The 17,263-nt window shown below is 66.9% G+C and carries 17 protein-coding genes; 3 read left to right on the forward strand and 14 right to left on the reverse strand.

The window, feature by feature from the left end; all coding sequences use genetic code 11:
* Positions 1-14: 14 nt before the first annotated feature.
* From AAAX32_RS05380 to AAAX32_RS05390, 3 genes are read left to right on the forward strand one after another with little or no spacing between them, the layout of a single operon-like run.
* Positions 15-1,448 (forward strand): efflux RND transporter periplasmic adaptor subunit, encoded by a 1,434-nt coding sequence (locus AAAX32_RS05380; RefSeq protein ID WP_349100217.1) that lies wholly within the window; start codon positions 15-17, stop codon positions 1,446-1,448.
* Positions 1,448-2,221 (forward strand): ABC transporter ATP-binding protein, encoded by a 774-nt coding sequence (locus tag AAAX32_RS05385; RefSeq protein ID WP_196026079.1) that lies wholly within the window; start codon positions 1,448-1,450, stop codon positions 2,219-2,221. The genes AAAX32_RS05380 and AAAX32_RS05385 overlap by 1 nt, the downstream gene beginning before the upstream one ends.
* Complete coding sequence (locus AAAX32_RS05390) at positions 2,218-3,432, forward strand: ABC transporter permease (protein ID WP_349100218.1); 1,215 nt, start codon at positions 2,218-2,220, stop codon at positions 3,430-3,432. The genes AAAX32_RS05385 and AAAX32_RS05390 overlap by 4 nt, the downstream gene beginning before the upstream one ends.
* A gap of 211 nt (positions 3,433-3,643) precedes the next feature.
* Here AAAX32_RS05390 and cobK read toward each other — a convergent pair whose 3' ends face one another.
* From cobK to AAAX32_RS05460, 14 genes are read right to left on the reverse strand one after another with little or no spacing between them, the layout of a single operon-like run.
* Positions 3,644-4,417, reverse strand: a complete 774-nt coding sequence (gene cobK, locus AAAX32_RS05395; protein WP_349100219.1) for a precorrin-6A reductase — start codon at positions 4,415-4,417, stop codon at positions 3,644-3,646.
* Complete coding sequence (locus tag AAAX32_RS05400) at positions 4,414-5,055, reverse strand: precorrin-8X methylmutase (protein ID WP_015538672.1); 642 nt, start codon at positions 5,053-5,055, stop codon at positions 4,414-4,416. The genes cobK and AAAX32_RS05400 overlap by 4 nt, the downstream gene beginning before the upstream one ends.
* Complete coding sequence (locus AAAX32_RS05405; RefSeq protein WP_349100220.1) at positions 5,056-5,571, reverse strand: cob(I)yrinic acid a,c-diamide adenosyltransferase; 516 nt, start codon at positions 5,569-5,571, stop codon at positions 5,056-5,058.
* A complete protein-coding gene (locus tag AAAX32_RS05410) occupies positions 5,568-7,067 on the reverse strand; it encodes a cobyric acid synthase (RefSeq protein WP_349100221.1) in 1,500 nt (499 codons plus the stop codon). The genes AAAX32_RS05405 and AAAX32_RS05410 overlap by 4 nt, the downstream gene beginning before the upstream one ends.
* Positions 7,060-8,394, reverse strand: a complete 1,335-nt coding sequence (locus AAAX32_RS05415) for a threonine-phosphate decarboxylase (RefSeq protein WP_349100222.1) — start codon at positions 8,392-8,394, stop codon at positions 7,060-7,062. The genes AAAX32_RS05410 and AAAX32_RS05415 overlap by 8 nt, the downstream gene beginning before the upstream one ends.
* Positions 8,280-9,254, reverse strand: coding sequence for an adenosylcobinamide-phosphate synthase CbiB (gene cbiB / locus AAAX32_RS05420; protein ID WP_349100223.1), 975 nt, complete (start codon positions 9,252-9,254; stop codon positions 8,280-8,282). Before cbiB ends, AAAX32_RS05415 begins: the two co-directional genes overlap by 115 nt.
* Positions 9,254-10,318: a histidine phosphatase family protein gene (locus tag AAAX32_RS05425; RefSeq protein ID WP_349100225.1), complete on the reverse strand. Its 1,065-nt coding sequence runs from the start codon at positions 10,316-10,318 to the stop codon at positions 9,254-9,256. The genes cbiB and AAAX32_RS05425 overlap by 1 nt, the downstream gene beginning before the upstream one ends.
* Positions 10,252-11,019 carry an adenosylcobinamide-GDP ribazoletransferase gene (gene cobS, locus AAAX32_RS05430; RefSeq protein ID WP_349100226.1) on the reverse strand — a complete coding sequence of 256 codons (768 nt, stop codon included), beginning with the start codon at positions 11,017-11,019 and terminating at the stop codon, positions 10,252-10,254. The genes AAAX32_RS05425 and cobS overlap by 67 nt, the downstream gene beginning before the upstream one ends.
* Complete coding sequence (locus AAAX32_RS05435; RefSeq protein WP_349100227.1) at positions 11,016-11,564, reverse strand: bifunctional adenosylcobinamide kinase/adenosylcobinamide-phosphate guanylyltransferase; 549 nt, start codon at positions 11,562-11,564, stop codon at positions 11,016-11,018. Before AAAX32_RS05435 ends, cobS begins: the two co-directional genes overlap by 4 nt.
* Positions 11,561-12,703, reverse strand: coding sequence for a nicotinate-nucleotide--dimethylbenzimidazole phosphoribosyltransferase (gene cobT / locus AAAX32_RS05440; RefSeq protein ID WP_349100228.1), 1,143 nt, complete (start codon positions 12,701-12,703; stop codon positions 11,561-11,563). The genes AAAX32_RS05435 and cobT overlap by 4 nt, the downstream gene beginning before the upstream one ends.
* Positions 12,696-14,078 (reverse strand): cobyrinate a,c-diamide synthase, encoded by a 1,383-nt coding sequence (locus AAAX32_RS05445; RefSeq protein WP_349100229.1) that lies wholly within the window; start codon positions 14,076-14,078, stop codon positions 12,696-12,698. Before AAAX32_RS05445 ends, cobT begins: the two co-directional genes overlap by 8 nt.
* Positions 14,075-15,424: a precorrin-6y C5,15-methyltransferase (decarboxylating) subunit CbiE gene (gene cbiE, locus AAAX32_RS05450; protein ID WP_349100230.1), complete on the reverse strand. Its 1,350-nt coding sequence runs from the start codon at positions 15,422-15,424 to the stop codon at positions 14,075-14,077. Before cbiE ends, AAAX32_RS05445 begins: the two co-directional genes overlap by 4 nt.
* Positions 15,412-16,155 (reverse strand): precorrin-3B C(17)-methyltransferase, encoded by a 744-nt coding sequence (gene cobJ, locus AAAX32_RS05455; protein WP_117769633.1) that lies wholly within the window; start codon positions 16,153-16,155, stop codon positions 15,412-15,414. Before cobJ ends, cbiE begins: the two co-directional genes overlap by 13 nt.
* Positions 16,155-17,246, reverse strand: coding sequence for a cobalamin biosynthesis protein (locus tag AAAX32_RS05460; RefSeq protein ID WP_349100231.1), 1,092 nt, complete (start codon positions 17,244-17,246; stop codon positions 16,155-16,157). Before AAAX32_RS05460 ends, cobJ begins: the two co-directional genes overlap by 1 nt.
* Positions 17,247-17,263: the final 17 nt, after the last annotated feature.

Here is a 17,263-nt window from a genome sequence, read left to right on the forward strand (position 1 = left end):
ATAAAGGAGACGCTATGCCGAATGTCCCCACGATCACCCCGGGCCCAGATGATACCGAGCACACGCCCGAAGGTGCCACCGAAACGATTCCTCTGATTACAAACGCACACACCGACAAGCAGAGCGGACGCGCGAACGATACGGCCGAGATTTCCGATGAAGAGGCGTATGCCAAGCTCAAGGCAAAACGCGCCGAACGTCGACGCAAAAAGCTGATTCGACGCGGTATTGCCGCCGGCGTCGTGGGTGCCATCGCGCTCATTGCCATTGTCGCAACCCTGGTTATCAATGCGCAGCCACAGGGCGCTAGCGGGCCTGTGACCGACATGGTGACCGAGGGCACGTTTAGCTCAACGGTCGAGGCGAAAGGCCAACTCAAACCCATTTCGTCCTCAGTGGTCTCCCCTTCTGTCGACGGCACGGTCGATTCGATCAACGTGCAGGCAGGCCAATCCGTCAACGAGGGCGACGTGCTTATGACCATTAAAAACGACGAGCTCGATCGCAACGTTGCCGAGGCGCAGCGTGCAGTTGCAGCCGCCCAGGAAGACCTCGCCAACGCGCAGAAAGCCGCAGCTGCCGCGCAGGCCACCCCAACGACGGACGCCGATGGAGCTTCCGCAGCGGCTGGTGTCTCCGCGGCATCAGCGGACACGAACGCCGTATCGGCCGCGCAGCGCAGCCTCGCTTCGGCCCAGGCAAACCTCGACCAGGCGAACGCCAAGGCCGCTAGCCGTACGGTAACGGCCCCGAGTTCGGGCAGCATCGTGGAGCTCAACGCCAAGGTGGGCGCCACGGTAACAGGCGGCATGATCATGGGCGAAAGCGATACGAGCGGCGGCAAGCAGTGCATGCAGATCGCCGACCTGTCCAAGATGAAGGTAACCGTGCAGGTGGGTGAAAAGGATATCGCCAAGATCGCCGTTGGGCAGAGCGCCAACGTCACGTATCCCGCGTTTCCCGATATCGTGAGCCAGGGAACGGTCACGGCCATCGCCTCGGTGGCAAACTCCGACTCCAACTCCGGTGGCGGCAGCGCAACCTTTAACGTCGACATCCTCATCGAGGCTCCCGACGCGCGCCTGAAGCCGGGCATGACAGCCGAGGTATCGGTGGTGACCGAGCAGCTCGACGACGTGGTAATGGTGCCGACGATGGCGCTCATGACCGAAGACGGCGAACACTATTACGTCAACGTGGCGACTGATGACGAGGGCAAGCAAACCCGCCGCGTCAAGGTGACCGTCGTGACGCAAAACGACAACGAAGCCGTAGTCGGCAAGACACAGGTCAAGCGCGACGACCAGGGCAACGAGACCAACCCCAACGTGCCGGTTACCAAGCTGCGCGATGGCGACACGCTCGTCATGGACACCGGAGCGGACGCAACGGCTGACGGCGGCTACAGCGCGGATTCGGGCAGCATGTCTGCCAATGAGGGCATGTAATGCGTCCCGTTATCGACATCCGCAACGTACACCGCATCTTTGAGAGCGAGGCGGGGTGCGCCCACATCCTGCACAACGTGAGCCTGGCGGTAAATCCCGGTGAATTCGTCGCTATCACTGGCCCCTCGGGCTCGGGCAAATCAACGCTCATGAACATCCTAGGCTGCCTGGATAAGCCGACGGCGGGCGACTACTACCTGCAAGGGCTCAACGTGGCCGAGCTTGACGATGACGAGCTCACCGAAGTTCGCGCCCTGAGCATTGGCTTTGTCTTTCAGAGCTTCAACCTGCTGCCGCGCCTGTCGGTTATCGAAAACGTCATGCTGCCGTTGGCCTACACCAATGTGCCCCGAAGCCAGCGGGAAATGCGCGCCGTGCACGCGCTGCAGGCCGTCACGCTACCGGTCGACCACTGGGACCACCGCATATCCGAGCTCTCGGGCGGCCAGATGCAGCGTGTCGCCATCGCGCGCGCCCTTGTCAATGACCCGCCCATCATCCTGGCCGATGAGCCGACGGGAAACCTGGACTCCGCAACCGGAGCGCTTGTGATGGAGACCTTCCATAAGCTCCAGAAGCGCGGCAAAACCATCGTTCTTATCACACACGACCCCGGCATCGCCGCCGAGGCCGACCGCGCCGTGACCATCCGCGACGGTCGCATTCACGACGGCGCGTATATTCCACATGCACCGCGGACCCTGCGCAGCGCCGTAGATAGCCTGCCCATGATTTCCGCCTCCGCCAACCCGCCGAAAGGAGTGGTGGCATGAGCGCCCGCGATCTCATCCAGGAAGCCCTTCACTCGCTCGAGGCCAACAAGGGGCGCAGCCTGCTCACCATCCTGGGCATTGTCATCGGCATCGCCTCGGTTATCGCCATGACTTCGCTCATCGGCGGCATCCAAAACAGCCTGGTCAACAGTCTGGGCCTCAATGCGGCACGCATGGTGCAAATCTATTCGTCGCAAGAACTCACCGAGTCGGACATCGAGAAGCTTCAAAAACTGGTGCCGCAGATAGAGCAGATCGGCATTGTCGACAGCGCGTATACCGAGTACAAGACCGGCGATAAAAGCTATACCGTCATGGCACAGGGTGTCGATAGCGACATGCTCGACGCCGTGGGGGCCAGCAAGCTCGTTGCGGGGCGCACCTATTCCCAGGCCGAGTCCCAATCAGGCTCGCGCGTTGCGCTCATCAGCCGCGGCGGCGCCGATCAGCTTTACGGCAACGAACAGGATGCGCTGGGGAAAACCATCAAGGTGTCCGACGGCGAGGTGCAGATTGTAGGCGTGATTGATGGCGGCAGTGACTCAATGGGCTCGCTCACGCTGTATATGCCACGCGAAACAATCTCCGGTCTGTTTGGCGACGAGAATCCTTCATTCCCCAGCGTGACGGCACTTGCCACCGAGGGCACGGACATGGATGAGCTCTGTAAGACCATCGTGTCCAAGGTGCGCGCGATGAAGGGCATCGCGGAGGATGATGAGTACGACGGTGTATCGGCGACATCCATGAAAAGCGCCATCGATGCACTCAACTCCTTTATGGGCGCGTTCTCGCTCATCATGGGAGCTGTCGCCAGTATCTCGCTACTTGTCGGTGGTATCGGCATTATGAATATGATGCTCACCAACGTGACTGAGCGCATCCGCGAGATCGGTATTCGCCGTGCCCTGGGCGCCAGTCGTCGCGATATCACCGCGCAGTTTTTGGCCGAGTCTTCGGCGCTGTGCGTCACCGGTGGCCTATTGGGTGTCCTGATAGGCTATCTGCTGGCCTGGGGCCTCGCGATGTTTGCCTCCAGATCCGGGATTCTTGGCGAGCTCGGAGCCAGCGGGCAAATCACACCGAGTTTTTCAATCGCCACGGTGCTGCTGGCCTTCGCCGTCTCCGTCGGCATCGGCGTAATCTTTGGCTTCTACCCCGCTCGCCGCGCGGCAAAGCTCAACCCGGTGGAGTGCCTGCGCTACCAGTAAGTCACCACCAACAAGTTGCGGTGAATTAGGGACTGAAAATGCTATCTAGCAGCAAAAACAGACACTATTTCACCGCAACTTATTGAAGGGCTGCTTGCGCCAGTTCCGGACGTCGTCCTCGAACTATTGGCGGATGACGGTCTTGTACGGTTCGAGCTTGCTCGAGAGGCTCCTCCTCGCGGGCGGGAGGGCGCGCAGGCGCGGCGAGCGCCTAGCGCGCGAACTCCCGTAAGAGCGCATCTTCTACTTCCCGAAGCGAAAGGGCCCCGCTTCCCTCGGCGGGACGGGTGACCACAATACAGCGCGCTCCCACGGCGCGCGCGGCGGCGAGCTTCTCGACCGTGCCGCCTACGGTTCCCGAGTCCTTGGTCACAAGCCAATGGGCGCCCACCTGCCGAAGCATCGCCTCGTTGAGCTCACGGGTGAAGGGCCCCTGCATGCCGATGACGTGCGACGGCGAAAACCCCGCGTCGATGCACTTCGTTATAGCACCGGGCAGCGGGAGCACACGCACGAAGAAGCGCTCCGCGAAATCGGCGACGCGCGTGTAGGGAGCAAGCTCCTTGCTCCCCGTCGTGAGAAGCGCGCGACCCGGGTTCTCGGAGAGAAAGCGCGCCGCGCAGGCGATCGACGCGACCGGCACGACGCCTTTGGGTAGCGCCTCAGCCGGGCGCGCAAGGCGCAGGCATCGTGCACCCACGGCGAGCGAAGCGGCCCGGATGTTGCCGCTTGCGAGCGTAGCGAAGGGGTGCGTGGCGTCGACGACGACGCGCGCGCCGGAAAGCTCGCGCTCCATGTCGGCATCGTCGAGCCTGCCCGCATGCACCTCGATGCCCGGAAGCTCGCCCAAAAGCTCGCCTCCGTACTCGGTTGCCGCGTAGGCACGGGCGGGAATGCCCGCCCCGCTCGCCCATTCGCACAGAAGGCGGCCCTCGGTGGTGCCGGCGAAGATGCGCAGCGCCGGCGCGGATGCGGGCGCCGTCACTTCGGGCCGCCTGGGCGCGTGATCTGGTAGAGTAGCGCGTTCATAATGGCGGCCGCCACGGTCGAGCCGCCCTTGCGACCCCTCGCGACGATGGCCGGCACGCGTCGCGCGAGAAGCTCCTCTTTCGCCTCGACCACGTTAACAAACCCAACCGGCACCCCAACGACGAGCGCGGGCGCGATCTTCCCCGCGTCCATGAGCTCGGCGAGGCGCAGAAGTGCTGTGGGAGCGTTGCCGACGGCCACGATAAGCGGACCCTCGATGCCGCAAGCTTTGTCCATGCTCGCAACGGCGCGAGTCGTGCCCGCGGCGCGCGCAGCCGCGGCGACATCAGGGTCGGCCATGTAGCACACGGCCTTGCAGCCGAGCTTCGCGAGCGCGGGCTTGCTTATGCCCGCGAGCGCCATGTTCGTGTCGGTGAGCACCGTGGCCCCTGCGCGCAGTGCGTCGAGCGCACAGTGCGCGGCGTCATGGGTGAACACGAGGGAATCGGCGTACGAGAAGTCGGCAGTGGTGTGGATGACGCGCTTCACGACGGGCTCTTCGAGCGGCGGGAACGTGCGGCCGCCGAGCTCTTCGGTGATGATCTCGAAGCTGCGCCGCTCGATGTCGCCGGGCGCCATCTCCTTGGAATCCATCTAGTACTCCACTCCTTCCCTTGCACATATCCCCTGAGCGTAGGGGTGTTTCTCGCACCGCATCTCGGTTATGTAGTCGGCCTTCTCCACGATCTTGCGGGAAGGCGCGCGCCCGGTGAGCGCCACTTCGAAGCCGCGCGCGGACATATCGAGCGCGCAGTCCACGAGCGCCTCGTCGACAAGCCCCTTCGAAAGCGCGTCGAGCGCCTCGTCGAGCACGAGCAGCCCCTCCTGAGCGCCCTCGAGCTCGGCGAGCGCGGAAGCGAGGTTCCCATCGTGCAGCTCGCACGTCGCGGCAAGTTCTTCCGACGTCATTGACCAGGTAAACTTGTCCGACACCTTCCCCGCGAACACGGGCACGCCGAAATGCTCGGCGAGCAGGCGCGCCTCCCCGCTTTCGCCGTCTTTCAGGAACTGCACGACGACGACGCGGCGGCCTGCGGCGAGCATGCGAAGGGCGAGGCCCATCGCCGCCGTGGTCTTGCCTTTGCCGTCGCCATGATACACGTGGATCATACGCCCTCCTCGATAATGCGGTAGACATACTCCATGTCGAGCGCCCCGCGCACGACATCGGCCAGGCGGTCGAACTCGCGCGCACGGTGATCGGCCGCGGACGCCGCGCCCGCAGCACCCACGACGCTCTCGGGCAGGCCGCGCATGCGCGCGAGCGAGCGCGCGAGGGCGAGCGCCACCCCCGGTTCGTCGAACAGGCCGTGGAGATAGGTTCCGAACACGTTTCCGCAGGCCGCGCCTTCTGGTTTGCCGCCAATCGTGCCCGCAGGGGCGCAGGAGACGGTCGTTTCGCCGTCGTGAATCTCGTACCCGCGCGCCGTCATGCCGTTCCACACCGAGAACGCGCCTTGGGCGCCCGTGATGCGCAGCTCCGACTGGGCGAGGCGCTTTTCCTCCTTGAACACCGTACTTGCAGGGATGAGCCCGAGCCCGCGCGCGGTGCCAGCGCCTTCCCTGCCGTGCGGGTCGGAAAGCTCGTCTCCCAAAAGCTGGTAGCCTCCGCATATGCCGAGCACCGGCGTGCCCACGCCCGAAAGCGCGCGTACACAGGCTCCGATGCCGCTATCCGCAAGCCAGCGCGCGTCGTCGAGCGTGGTCTTCGAGCCGGGAAGCACCACCAGGTCGGGTCGGCCCAGATCGGTCGTCGAGGAAACGTAGCGCACGCCCATGCCGGGCACGCGCGAAAGCGGGTCGAAGTCGGTGAAGTTCGACAGATGCGGAAGGCGCACGACGGCGACGTCGATGACGCCGCGCGCCTCGCGGGCAGATAAGCGCGGCGCGAACGAGTCCTCGTCGTCCAGGTCGAGCGTAAGATACGGCACGACCCCCACGACGGGAACCCCGCACATCTTCTCGAGCGGAGCCAAACCCGGGCGCAGGATTTCCACATCGCCGCGGAACTTATTCACCACAAGCCCCCGCAAAAGCGCGCGATCCTCGGGCGCAAAGAGCGCGACCGTGCCGTAGAGCTGGGCAAACACCCCGCCTGGGTCGATGTCACCCGCGAGCAGCACGGGGGAGGACACGGCGCGCGCGAGCCCCATGTTGACGATGTCGTTTTCGGAAAGGTTGATTTCGGCGGGGCTGCCGGCGCCCTCGATGACGATGACGTCGTTTTCCTCCGCGAGCGAATCGAACGCCTCCAAAATCTGCGGCATGAGCGCCTTCTTTCGCGCGAAGTAGTCCCTCGCAGCGAAGGCTCCCTGCGCCTTGCCGGCCACGATGAGCTGGCTTCGGTGGTCGCTTTCGGGCTTGAGCAGAATGGGGTTCATGCGCACGTCGGGCGCGATGCCGCACGCCTCGGCCTGCATGATCTGGGCGCGCCCCATCTCGAGCCCGTCGGCCGTGACACCGCTGTTGAGCGCCATGTTCTGGCTCTTGAAGGGAGCCACGCGCAGGCCGTCCTGCGAAAGCACACGGCACAGCCCCGCCGCAAGCAGGCTCTTCCCCGCGTTCGACATGGTGCCCTGAATCATGATGGGCTTCGCCCTACCCACGGGTATCGACCTCCTTCGCCGAGCCTCGGCTATCCGCGCCCGCCATAGCGCCGCTGCAAGAAGCGCCGCCCCGTTCGTCGGGTTCGACTTCGCCCGATGCACCTTCCGCCCGAAGCGCGCGGCTGAACGCCATCGCAAGCCGGGCATTCTCCTTGCGCGTGCGCACCGCAACGCGGCACCAGAAGCGGGACAGTACCGAAAACGAGTCGCACGTGCGGACCAAAACCCCCTGTTTATACAGGCGCTCGGGGATGTCTTTCGCCGGCGTGCGGACTAAAAGGAAGTTCGCATCCGACGGCACGACGGAAAGCCCGAGCGAGGAGAGCTCGTGAGAAAGCCACGCTCGCTCGCCCGCCAATACATCGCGCGTGCGCGAGACGTATTCGACGTCTTCCAGGGCGGCGATGCCCGCGGCCTCGGCGACCGAGGAGACGGGCCACGCCTGCCCCGCCCGACGAATCCCCTCGATGAGTTGGGCGTTTCCGCTAATCAGATATCCCAACCGCAACCCCGCCATTCCGTAGAGCTTGGTGAACGCGGAGAGCACGGCCACATGGCGCGAACACGCGGCGCGTGCGGCCACGCTCCTTTCGCGGGCGTCGGGCGCAAATCCGAGGAAGCACTCGTCCACGACGAGCAGCGCGCCCACCTGCTCGCAGCGGCAAGCCGCGGCATCGATCACGCGGGGGTCGACGAGGCGCCCCGTCGGGTTGTTCGGATTGCAGAGGTACGCCACGTCTCCCGGCCCCTCAATCGCGCGGGCGAAGGAGGCGGGAACGTCGAAGTCGTCCGCTTCGGAGAGCGGGAACTCCTGCACGCATGCGCCGTAGTACGATGCCGCCTCCGCATATTCAGAGAACGTCGGCGCGCACACGACGATGCGTTTCGGGCGCACCGCCGCGGCGAGCCGCCAGATGATGTCGGACGCGCCCGCGCCGCAGACGATAGTATCTTCGGGAATGCCCTGGGCGCGCGATAGGGCGCGAACAAGAGCGAGGCTTTCCCTATCGGGGTAGGCGTCGATTCGAGAAAGCGCCTTGCAAGCTGCGGCGACGGCACGCGGCGAGGGGCCTGCCGGATTTACGTTCACCGAGAAGTCGATGAGGTCGGAGGCACCTCCTTCGCAAGCGATGCCGAGCGATTGCGAGCTGCCCCCATGCGCACGGGCGCGCAGGATTCCCCCGGCAGCCCGGGACGCGGCGTGGTCTTCCCTCATGCCATCGCCCCCACGGCGAGCACGACCGCCGCGCGCGCGGCGCCGAAGACGACGAGCGCGCATACGGACGCGGCGAGCATGAGCCTCGTCGCCCGGGCGATGTCGCCCCACTCGATTTCACGGGACGCGTCGCCTATCGTCGGTTTCTCAACGAGCTTGCCGAAATACACCGCGGGCCCTGCCAGGCGCAGCCCGAGCGCGCCCGCGCACGCTGACTCGGTCTGCGCCGCGTTCGGGCTCGCATGGCGACGCCTGTCGCGGCGCCAGATGCGCGCCGCCCCGCGTGCGTCAAGCCCGACGATCGGGCACACGGCGATCATGAGCAAGGCCGATAAGCGCGAGGGAATCCAGTTCACCGCATCGTCGAGGCGCGCCGAGGCGCAGCCGAAGTCGATGTAGCGCTCGTTTTTGTAGCCCACCATGCTGTCGAGCGTGTTCACCGCCTTGTACGCCATACCCAAGGGCGCACCCCCGATCATAAGGTAGAAAAGCGGCGCGATGACGCCGTCGCTCGCGTTCTCCGCCACCGTTTCCACGGCGGCGCGCGCGACGCCCTGCTCGTCGAGAACAGACGTGTCGCGTCCCACGATGAGCCCGACGGCTTCGCGCGCCGCGACAAGGCCGCCCTTCGAGAACGCGCGGGCCACGGCCAGGCTCTGGCGGCGCAGCTCGCATGCCGCGAGAATCTGATAGCTCGCCCATGCCTCGACCACGAAGCGCAAGCCGGAGTGAACCATGCCGCAAAGATGCAGGATTCCCCAGGTCAAAAGCCCACACGCAAGCGGAAGCGCCACAGCGAGCACAAGCCCTGCGGCGCGCGTGCCCGCGGACGTTTGCGGGAATGCGCCCCGCAGGCGACCTTCGGCCCACGTGATCGCGCGCCCCATGGCGACGACGGGATGGGGAAGCCAGCGCGGGTCGCCGAAGGCAAGGTCGGCCGCGAACCCGGCGGCGACGGCAAGAATCGTCATCACCGGGCATCGCCCCCCAAAGCGGGGCGAACGTCGCGAAGGCAGCGCCCATCCCAGGTGGCGGCCCATGCGCCGCCCGGCTCGGTATGCACGTCGAAGTATCCCATTTTTGGGACAGCTAGCTCGGAGAGTAGCGCTTTCACGGTACCCGCGTGAACGACGAAGACGGCGCGCCCACTCCCCTGGGCGCACTCCGATTTGCACGCCTCCCGAAACGCCGCGACGACGCGGCGGGTGAAATCGCTCTTGCCCTCGCCATGCGGGCAGCGCGACTCGCACCAGGAGTCTACCCAGGCGCGGTAGCGCGCATCCTCGTTAAGCTCGGCGGCGCTTCGCCCCTCGAAGTCGCCGAAATCCATCTCGCGCAGACCGGGGCACGCCATAAGCTCCGCGTTCGGGAAGAGGACGCGCGCCGTCTGGTCGGTGCGGACCATGCCGCTCGTGATGACACGGAACACGTCACGATAGCACGCGAGGTCGCGCAAAGCGCGCTCGCCCGCGCTCGACAGGGGCTCGTCGCTGCCCGCCCCGCTGTAGCGATGGTCTTCCGTGCCCGCCGTGGCACCATGGCGCACGAAGACGACTTCCAAAGGCGCGCCCGCGCCCTGCGTCCCTCGAGGCGCATCGGCAAGGTTTCCTTTGATGACCTGGGGTATCCCGCACGTCATGCGCACGACGACGTCGGCGCGCGCAGCGAGCGCGCATCCCAGGCGCCCCGCGCGCTCGCGCCATTGGGCGTCTTCCGCACGCATAGGGACGACCCCCGAGCCGACCAAGGACAGAATCACTACGTCGAAGCCGATCAGCCGCTCGAGCGCCCGCTCAGCGTCGAGCGCGCGTACGAGTTCCTCAGCACGGTACGCGACGCGGCCGGCAAAAGCCGCGGGCACGCCGCCCTCCGCAAACCGCGCCGCGTCGACGAAATCGTCCGCCGCGAACCCGAGCTTTTCGCGCACGAAGGTCCTCTTCCCCGAATGCGCGCCACCTACCACGAGTATCATAGGAGCATTCCCCCCGCCACCAGCATGGCAAGCATCGCGAGCTCGGCCCATTGCAGAAACCATCCGGCCAAATCCCCCGTCACCCCGCCGAAGCGGGACAGGGCAACATGGCGGTACCACGCGAGCGCCAAAAGCCCCGCCACCGCCATAAGGGCGCCGACGGCCTGAGCGCACGCGACCATCCCTGCAGCCGAAGCCGCAGCGAAAGCGCAAAGCGGCACGACGATCGCCGCGCGCTTCTTCGCAGGCGAGAGCCCCGCGGCCATGCCATCCGCCCGCGCGGCAGGCCAGCATTCAACAGCGAGCCCCGAAAGCGAGCGGGAGAACACGAGCGAGCACAGAAGCGCGAGGAACGCCCCCGCCGTAAGCGGCAGCGCGGTGAAAAGGGAAAACTGCAGAATAAGGTACACAACAACACCGATGACCCCGAAGGCGCCCGCCCGCGGGTCGTGCATGATCTCGAGCTTTCGCTCGCGCGGGGCCCAACTTGCAAGCGCATCGGAGGTATCGCAGAGCCCGTCTAGGTGGATGCCTCCCGTCACCGCCACAGGCAGCGCCACAAGCACGGCCGCGACGATGGTCGCGGGCGCACCGAGCAGGTTCGCAACGTGTCCCCACGCCGTCATGAGGAAGCCTTCCGCAAGGCCCACCAGGGGAAACGCGGCAAGCGCATGGGTTGACCCGAAATCGGTCCAGTCCGATTTCGGGACGGGGATGCGCGAGAACGTTCCGAACGCCGCGCCGATTGCCTCTACTATCTTCACCTTCTAGGTCCTTCGCCTTTCATCCACACGGGAATCCCGCATACCACTTCGACTGCGCGGTCGGCCAGCTCCGCCACGCCCGCGTTCACGCGCGCGAGCGCGCGCCTCCATGCCTCGGTCCCCTCATCGTAGCGCATCCCATCGGCGAACACGTCGACGGTGACCACCACCGTATACGAAGCGGCCTGAGCAAGCCGTTCGATGCCTCCGAGCACATCGCGCGCCACAGCGTCGGGGTCACGTGGGGACAAGCCACCTTCCGCGAAGAGCTCGTTCGCAACCAGGTTGCCCACGTCCTCCAAAAGAAGCGTGCAGCCGCGCGGAAGCCCGGGCGCTGCGGCGCCCACGTCACGCGTGCGCTCGAGGGTGGAAAACCCCTTGCCCTCGCGCAGTGCCCGATGGCGCGCGATGCGGCGAGCACCCTCTTCCCCGAAGGGCTCCATCGTTGCCAGGTACACGCGGGGGCCGTCGTGCCCGAGACACAGGGACTCGGCGTAGGCGCTCTTGCCGCTCGCGGCGGCGCCGATAACGAGCGTCACCGTCATTTCCCGGCCTCGAAATGCTCGTAAGCAGCCATGCCAGTCGCCATGAACGTCTTCCCATCCCGGTACACGCGCAGCGCCGAATCCAGAAGGGGCAGATACGCCATGGCGCCCGCGCCCTCGCCCAAGTGCATGCCTGCGTCGAGGGGTGCCCTTATGCCGAGCTCGCGAAGGAGCTCCTGGCTTGCGGGTTCGCTTGATGCGTGGGTGCCCACGAGGTAGCCCAAGGCGTTGGGGCACAGGCGCGCCGCGCACAGGGCCGCCGTGCAGGATATGACCCCGTCGAGGAGCGCCGGCGCCTTCGAGGCCGCGGCCCCCAGGTAGAAGCCGCACATCGCCGCGATGTCGAAGCCGCCCACCTTCGAGAGCACGTCGATCGGGTCGGCGGGATCGGGCGAGTTCGAGTCGATAGCACGCTCGACGACGTCGCGCTTGCGCGCGAACGAGGCGTCCGAGAGCCCCGCGCCGCGCCCGACGAGGCTCCGCGCGTCCGCCCGGAGGAGCACTGCGGCCACCGCCGCCGAGGTGGTCGTGTTGCCGATGCCCATCTCGCCCGCGGCGAGAAGGCGCACGCCGGCGCGGGCAAGCCCGCACGCGACGGCGATTCCGACCTCGATCGCGCGCACGGCCCCATCGCGAGACATAGCGGGGCCGTGCGCGATGTTGCCGCTCCCCCGCCGCACGTTCGCGCGCACCATGCGCGCGTCTTCTATGCCCCGGGCCATACCCACGTCGATGGGCACGACCTCGGCACCCGCGAACGCCGCCATGCGGCAGGCGCTCGTGGCCCCCTCGCACATATTGCGCGCGACGGCTCGCGTCACGTCTTGCCCGCTTTGCGACACGCCTTCGGCAACGACCCCGTTATCGGAGAAGAATACCGCGAGCGCACGGGGGAACTCGGCCACCTCGGCGCTCCCCTGAGCTGCGGCGATACACGCGACGGCGTCTTCAAAGTCGCCCAATCCCCCCAAGGGGTGCGCGATGGAGTCCCACGCGGCGTACGCGGCGGCGCGGGCGCACTCGTCTGCAGGCGCGATCCGGGAAAGCGCGGCTTCGAGCACGGCGCCCGGCGCCGACGAGAACGCGCGCTCGACTTCCTCGCGAATGCAGGCAAGCGCGGTTTCGGTTGTTTCAGCCATGCCGTCTCCTCTCTGCGAACGACGCTGCGGCAGATGCGAACGCGCGCACAACGTCGGGGTTCGCGGGATAGTACACATGCGGAAAGCCCGCCACCAGGGACGGGGTGGCCGTCATGCACGGCCAGCCCTTGTCGCGCCGGGGCTTCTGCGCCCAGAAGTCGCCGCCCGGGCAGGTGGACTGCCAGTAGTGGAACTCGTGCGCGCGGATGCGTGTGCCGCGCGGCCCGTAGAGCCCGTCGCGTTGGGAAGTGAGCTCCACGTACCCGAAATGGGACAGCCTTCCCCCGTTCTCGCTTGCGCCCTCAAGGGCGCCCGCAACAGGCCAGCGCCGCCCCTCGCTATCGGCGATTTCGCGCTGCAGGTACAGAAACCCACCGCATTCGGCGACCGTCGGCATGCCGGATTCCACCGCGCGCCGCACCGCTTCGCGCATCGGCGCGTTCTCGGAGAGCTGACGCGCATGGAGCTCCGGGTAGCCGCCCCCCAGATAGAGGGCGCTTGTCCCCCGGGGCAACTCGCTATCACACAGGGGGCTGAAAAAGGCCAGCTCGCAACCCAGGTCCTCGAGAGCGCGCAGGTTCTCCTCGTAGTAGAACGAGAACGCCTCGTCACGCGCGACGGCGACGATGGGCCGCGCTCCCGTGATCGGCTCCAACCGGTAAGGTTCCTCGCGGATATCGGGTGCCGTTGCCGCTATTTCGAGCAAGCGGTCGACGTCGACGCTCTTTTCCACCAGCTCGGCCATCTTGTCGATGCGCTCGGAGAGCTGCTCGACCTCGTCGGCGGTTACAAGCCCCAGATGCCGGCTTTCGAGCGAGAACGCCTCGTCGGCGGGGATATTCCCCAAAACCGCGACGCCCGTGTGCTTCTCGATCGCAGGCGCCGCGTAGGCGCAGGCAGCGGCGCTCGTCTTGTTCAGCACGACGCCGCGCACGTTCGCACAAGGCAGGAACTCGGCGATGCCGCGAATTACGGCGGCGAGCGATAAAGACGCCCCGCGCCCGTTCACCACTAAAACGACCGGCGTTTCCGTGTCGCGCGCAACCTGGTAGCTGCTCGCGTCGGCCACGCCGGGCGCCATGCCATCGTAGAAGCCCATGACCCCCTCGAGCACCGCGATATCCGCACCCGCGGCGCCGCGTGCGAGCAGGGCGCGCAGCGTCGGGGCGTCGGTGAAGAAGCCGTCTAAGTTGCCCGAGCGCGCGCCCACGACGCGGCGATGAAAGAGCGGATCAATGTAGTCGGGGCCGCATTTGAAGGCCGCGCATGCGAGGCCGCGGCGCGCGAGCGCGCGCAGGAGCGCGCACGTAACGACCGTCTTGCCGCTCCCGCTCGAGGGCGCAGCGACCATGAAGCGCGGGATGGTCGTGCTCACCGGGCGCCGCCTTCCCCACCTGCACCACGCGCGCTGACGAGGAACACGGGGTTTTGCGCCTTCATAAGATGGTGCGAGCCTACAGCCTCGGCGCGGGCGGCCGACACCTGGCAAGCCTCGAACCCCTTAAAGCGCGAACTCGAGAGGAGCGTGCACGCCTCGGTGAGCGTCTCAACGGTGACGCATGGCACGCACAGGCGAACCTGCGAGTTCTTCTCGAGCGCCACCTCCACGATGGAGGGAAGCTCGCCCGCGCTCCCGCCGACGAACACGGCGTCGGGGACGGGCAGTATCGCGAGCGCTTCGGGGGCGACACCGGGGACCGCATGCACGTTGCCGCACCCGAATGCATCCGCGTTCTCTCGGATGAGCCGCACGCCGGCCGCGTTGCGCTCGACCGCCCATACCGACCCCGCTCGCGCGACGAGCGCCGCCTCGATCGACACGCTCCCCGTGCCGGCGCCGACGTCCCACACGGTGTCGGTCGCGGTAAGGCGCAGCTTCGCGAGCGCGACGGCGCGCACCTCCTGCTTGGTCATGGGAACGTCGCCGCGGATGAAGAGCTCGTCGGGAATGCCCGAGGAAGCGTACGGCCAGCGGGAACTCGCGGCGCGGGATGCGCCCGCAGAGTCCGCCGCGGAAGAAGCCGCCGCGGGCGCAGACACGCCGGCCGGCACCTCGGAGGCTGCGCTAGAGCCCGCAGGCGACCCGGCGCTGCCTGCGAAATCGATAAGCATCACGTTCAAGTCGTCGAACGTCTGACCTGTGATTTCACTTGCGGTCGCGCAGGTGATGCGCTCGTCGGGGTACGACAGGCGCTCGGCCACCGTCACGCTCGCGTCCCCGAAGCCCGCCTGCACAAGCTCGCCCGAAAGCCGCGAGGGATCTTCCCCGCCCGACGTGACGAGGAAGAGCTCACCTGCGCGCTCGGCCTCGGCCACGATGTCGCACGCCACGCCGTGAGCGCTCGCGAAGCGCCAATCCTGCCATGGACGCGCGAGGCGCGCGGCGAGATACGACGCTGAGCTTATGCCGGGAACAACGCGCACGTCCACCTGCGCGTCGCCGGAGAGCGCCTCCACCAGGCGGCGCGCGCCGCTGAACAGCCCCACATCGCCCGTCATCACGACCACGGCGCGCCGCCACGACGCCGCATCGGTGAGCGCGGCGACGATGTCCGCCGTCTTCACGAGCTCGCATCTCACCACGTCGGGCGGCACGTCGATGCCGGCAAGCGCGCGATGAGCGCCGATGACCACGTCGGCGATGTCGATCGCGTCGAGCGCCGCGCGCGAGAGCAAGTCGGGGTTTCCGGGCCCCGCCCCGATGATCGTTACCTTTCGCATGGAATCTCCCGATACCCGCGCGGCGTGACCATACGGCCGCCTACGAGCTTCGTGTCAGCGTTGCCGACGAACACGGTGGTGAACATGTCGGCGTCGATCTCCCCCAGCTCGGAGAGCCTGCACATGCCCGACTGCTGCCCCTCGCGCCCGATGTTGCGTACCCAGCCGCAGAGCGTGTCGGGGGCCTTCCATTCGAGCATAATCTTCGCCGCGCGCGAGAGCCTGTCGGCGCGCTTTCTGCTGCGCGGGTTGTACAAACAGATGCAGAAGTCGGCGCTCGCCACGGCGGCGAGCCTGCGCTCGATGACCTCCCACGGCGTGAGCAGGTCGGAGAGCGACACGACCGCGAAGTCGTGGGCAAGCGGGGCGCCGAGCACCGCCGACCCGCTCTGAGCCGCGGTGGCCCCGGCGATAACTTCCACGTCTACATCGGGGTAGTCCTCCGCAAGCTCCAGCACGGGGCTCGCCATGCCGTACACGCCCGCGTCACCGCTGCACACGAGCGCCACGGCTTCTCCGCTCTGCGCGCGCGAAAGCGCCAGGCGGCACCGTTCAACCTCGTGCATCATCGGCGTCGCGAGATGCGCCGCGTCGGGCACGGCGGCGAGCGCGAGCTCCACGTATTTCGTGTACCCCACAACGATGTCGGCCGCCTCGAGCGCGCGCCGGGCCGCAATCGTCATGCCGTCGGGGCCGCCCGGGCCGATCCCCACCACGAAGAGCTTTCCCATCACCGCTCCTTAAACGAAAGTTCGATAGTTACCTTGGAAAACGCGACGGTCACGCCGCCGTGAGCGAGCTTCGGGAAGATAAGTTTGCCCCCGTCCGCGAGCGCCGCGCGCTCGCACACGTTGTCGACCCCCACCGTCGCGCGCACGAAATTAGATGGCGAAACGCTGCCTTCGACCTGCGACAACTCCTCTGCGGAATACGTCGCAAGCGGGATATTGCGCGCGCGGCAGAAGGCGAGCAGACCCTCCTCGTGCGCCTTCACTTCGATCGTCGCCGCCTCGCGCACGGCCGAAGGCGAGATACCCGCCTGCCCGCACGCGAGAAGAAACGCCTCCTCGATCGCTTCGGCGCACGCACCGCGACGGCACCCTATGCCCGCAACGATGCAGGGCACGACAAGGCGAAGCGGCTCGGGCGCAGGCGCCTGCGCCCGCACGCCCGCCGGCTTCCACGTCTCACCGGCGGGCACGACCTCGCCCGTTGTCTCCAAGGCGCGAACGGACGCACCTGCATTAGCGCCAGCGAACGGCGACACGACGATATCGGCCCGAGCGCGGTCGGACGCAATGTCAACCCCCTCAGGCGGCTGTCCCGAAATCGGCATGTCGGAATAGAGCGCCACGCGCCCGCCCGAAAGCAGCCGCGCCGACACTCGCTTGATGGCCTCGGGATTCGAAACGGCGAGCCCCGCACAGCGCGCCCACGTATCCACCGCCCACACGCCGCGGACGTCGGTCGCCGTGGTGATGACGGGGATGGCCCCTGCCGCGCGTGCCACAGTTTGCGCAAGCTCGTTCGCACCGCCCAAATGCCCCGACAAAAGCGGGACGGCAAAGCGCCCCGCCTCGTCGATCGCCACAACCGCGGAATCGGTTGCCTTCGAGGCGACATGCGGCGCGATCGCCCGCACGGCGATGCCCGCCGCGCCCACGAACAGAAGCGCGTCCGACGCTTCCCACGCGAGCGCCGTCCATGCGCGCAGGTCGGCCTTCCCCTCGCCGAACCCGCGCGAAACGGAAACGTCCCAGCCAGGGTCATCTTCACCTGTCTGTGCGCAATCGGAAAGCGCGCGTGCGGTGCGCTCCGCCAACGCATACCCCCTCTCAG

Origin of the sequence: Collinsella sp. CLA-ER-H3 (assembly GCF_040092425.1) — a bacterium.
In the GTDB taxonomy this organism is placed as follows: Bacteria; Actinomycetota; Coriobacteriia; order Coriobacteriales; family Coriobacteriaceae; genus Collinsella.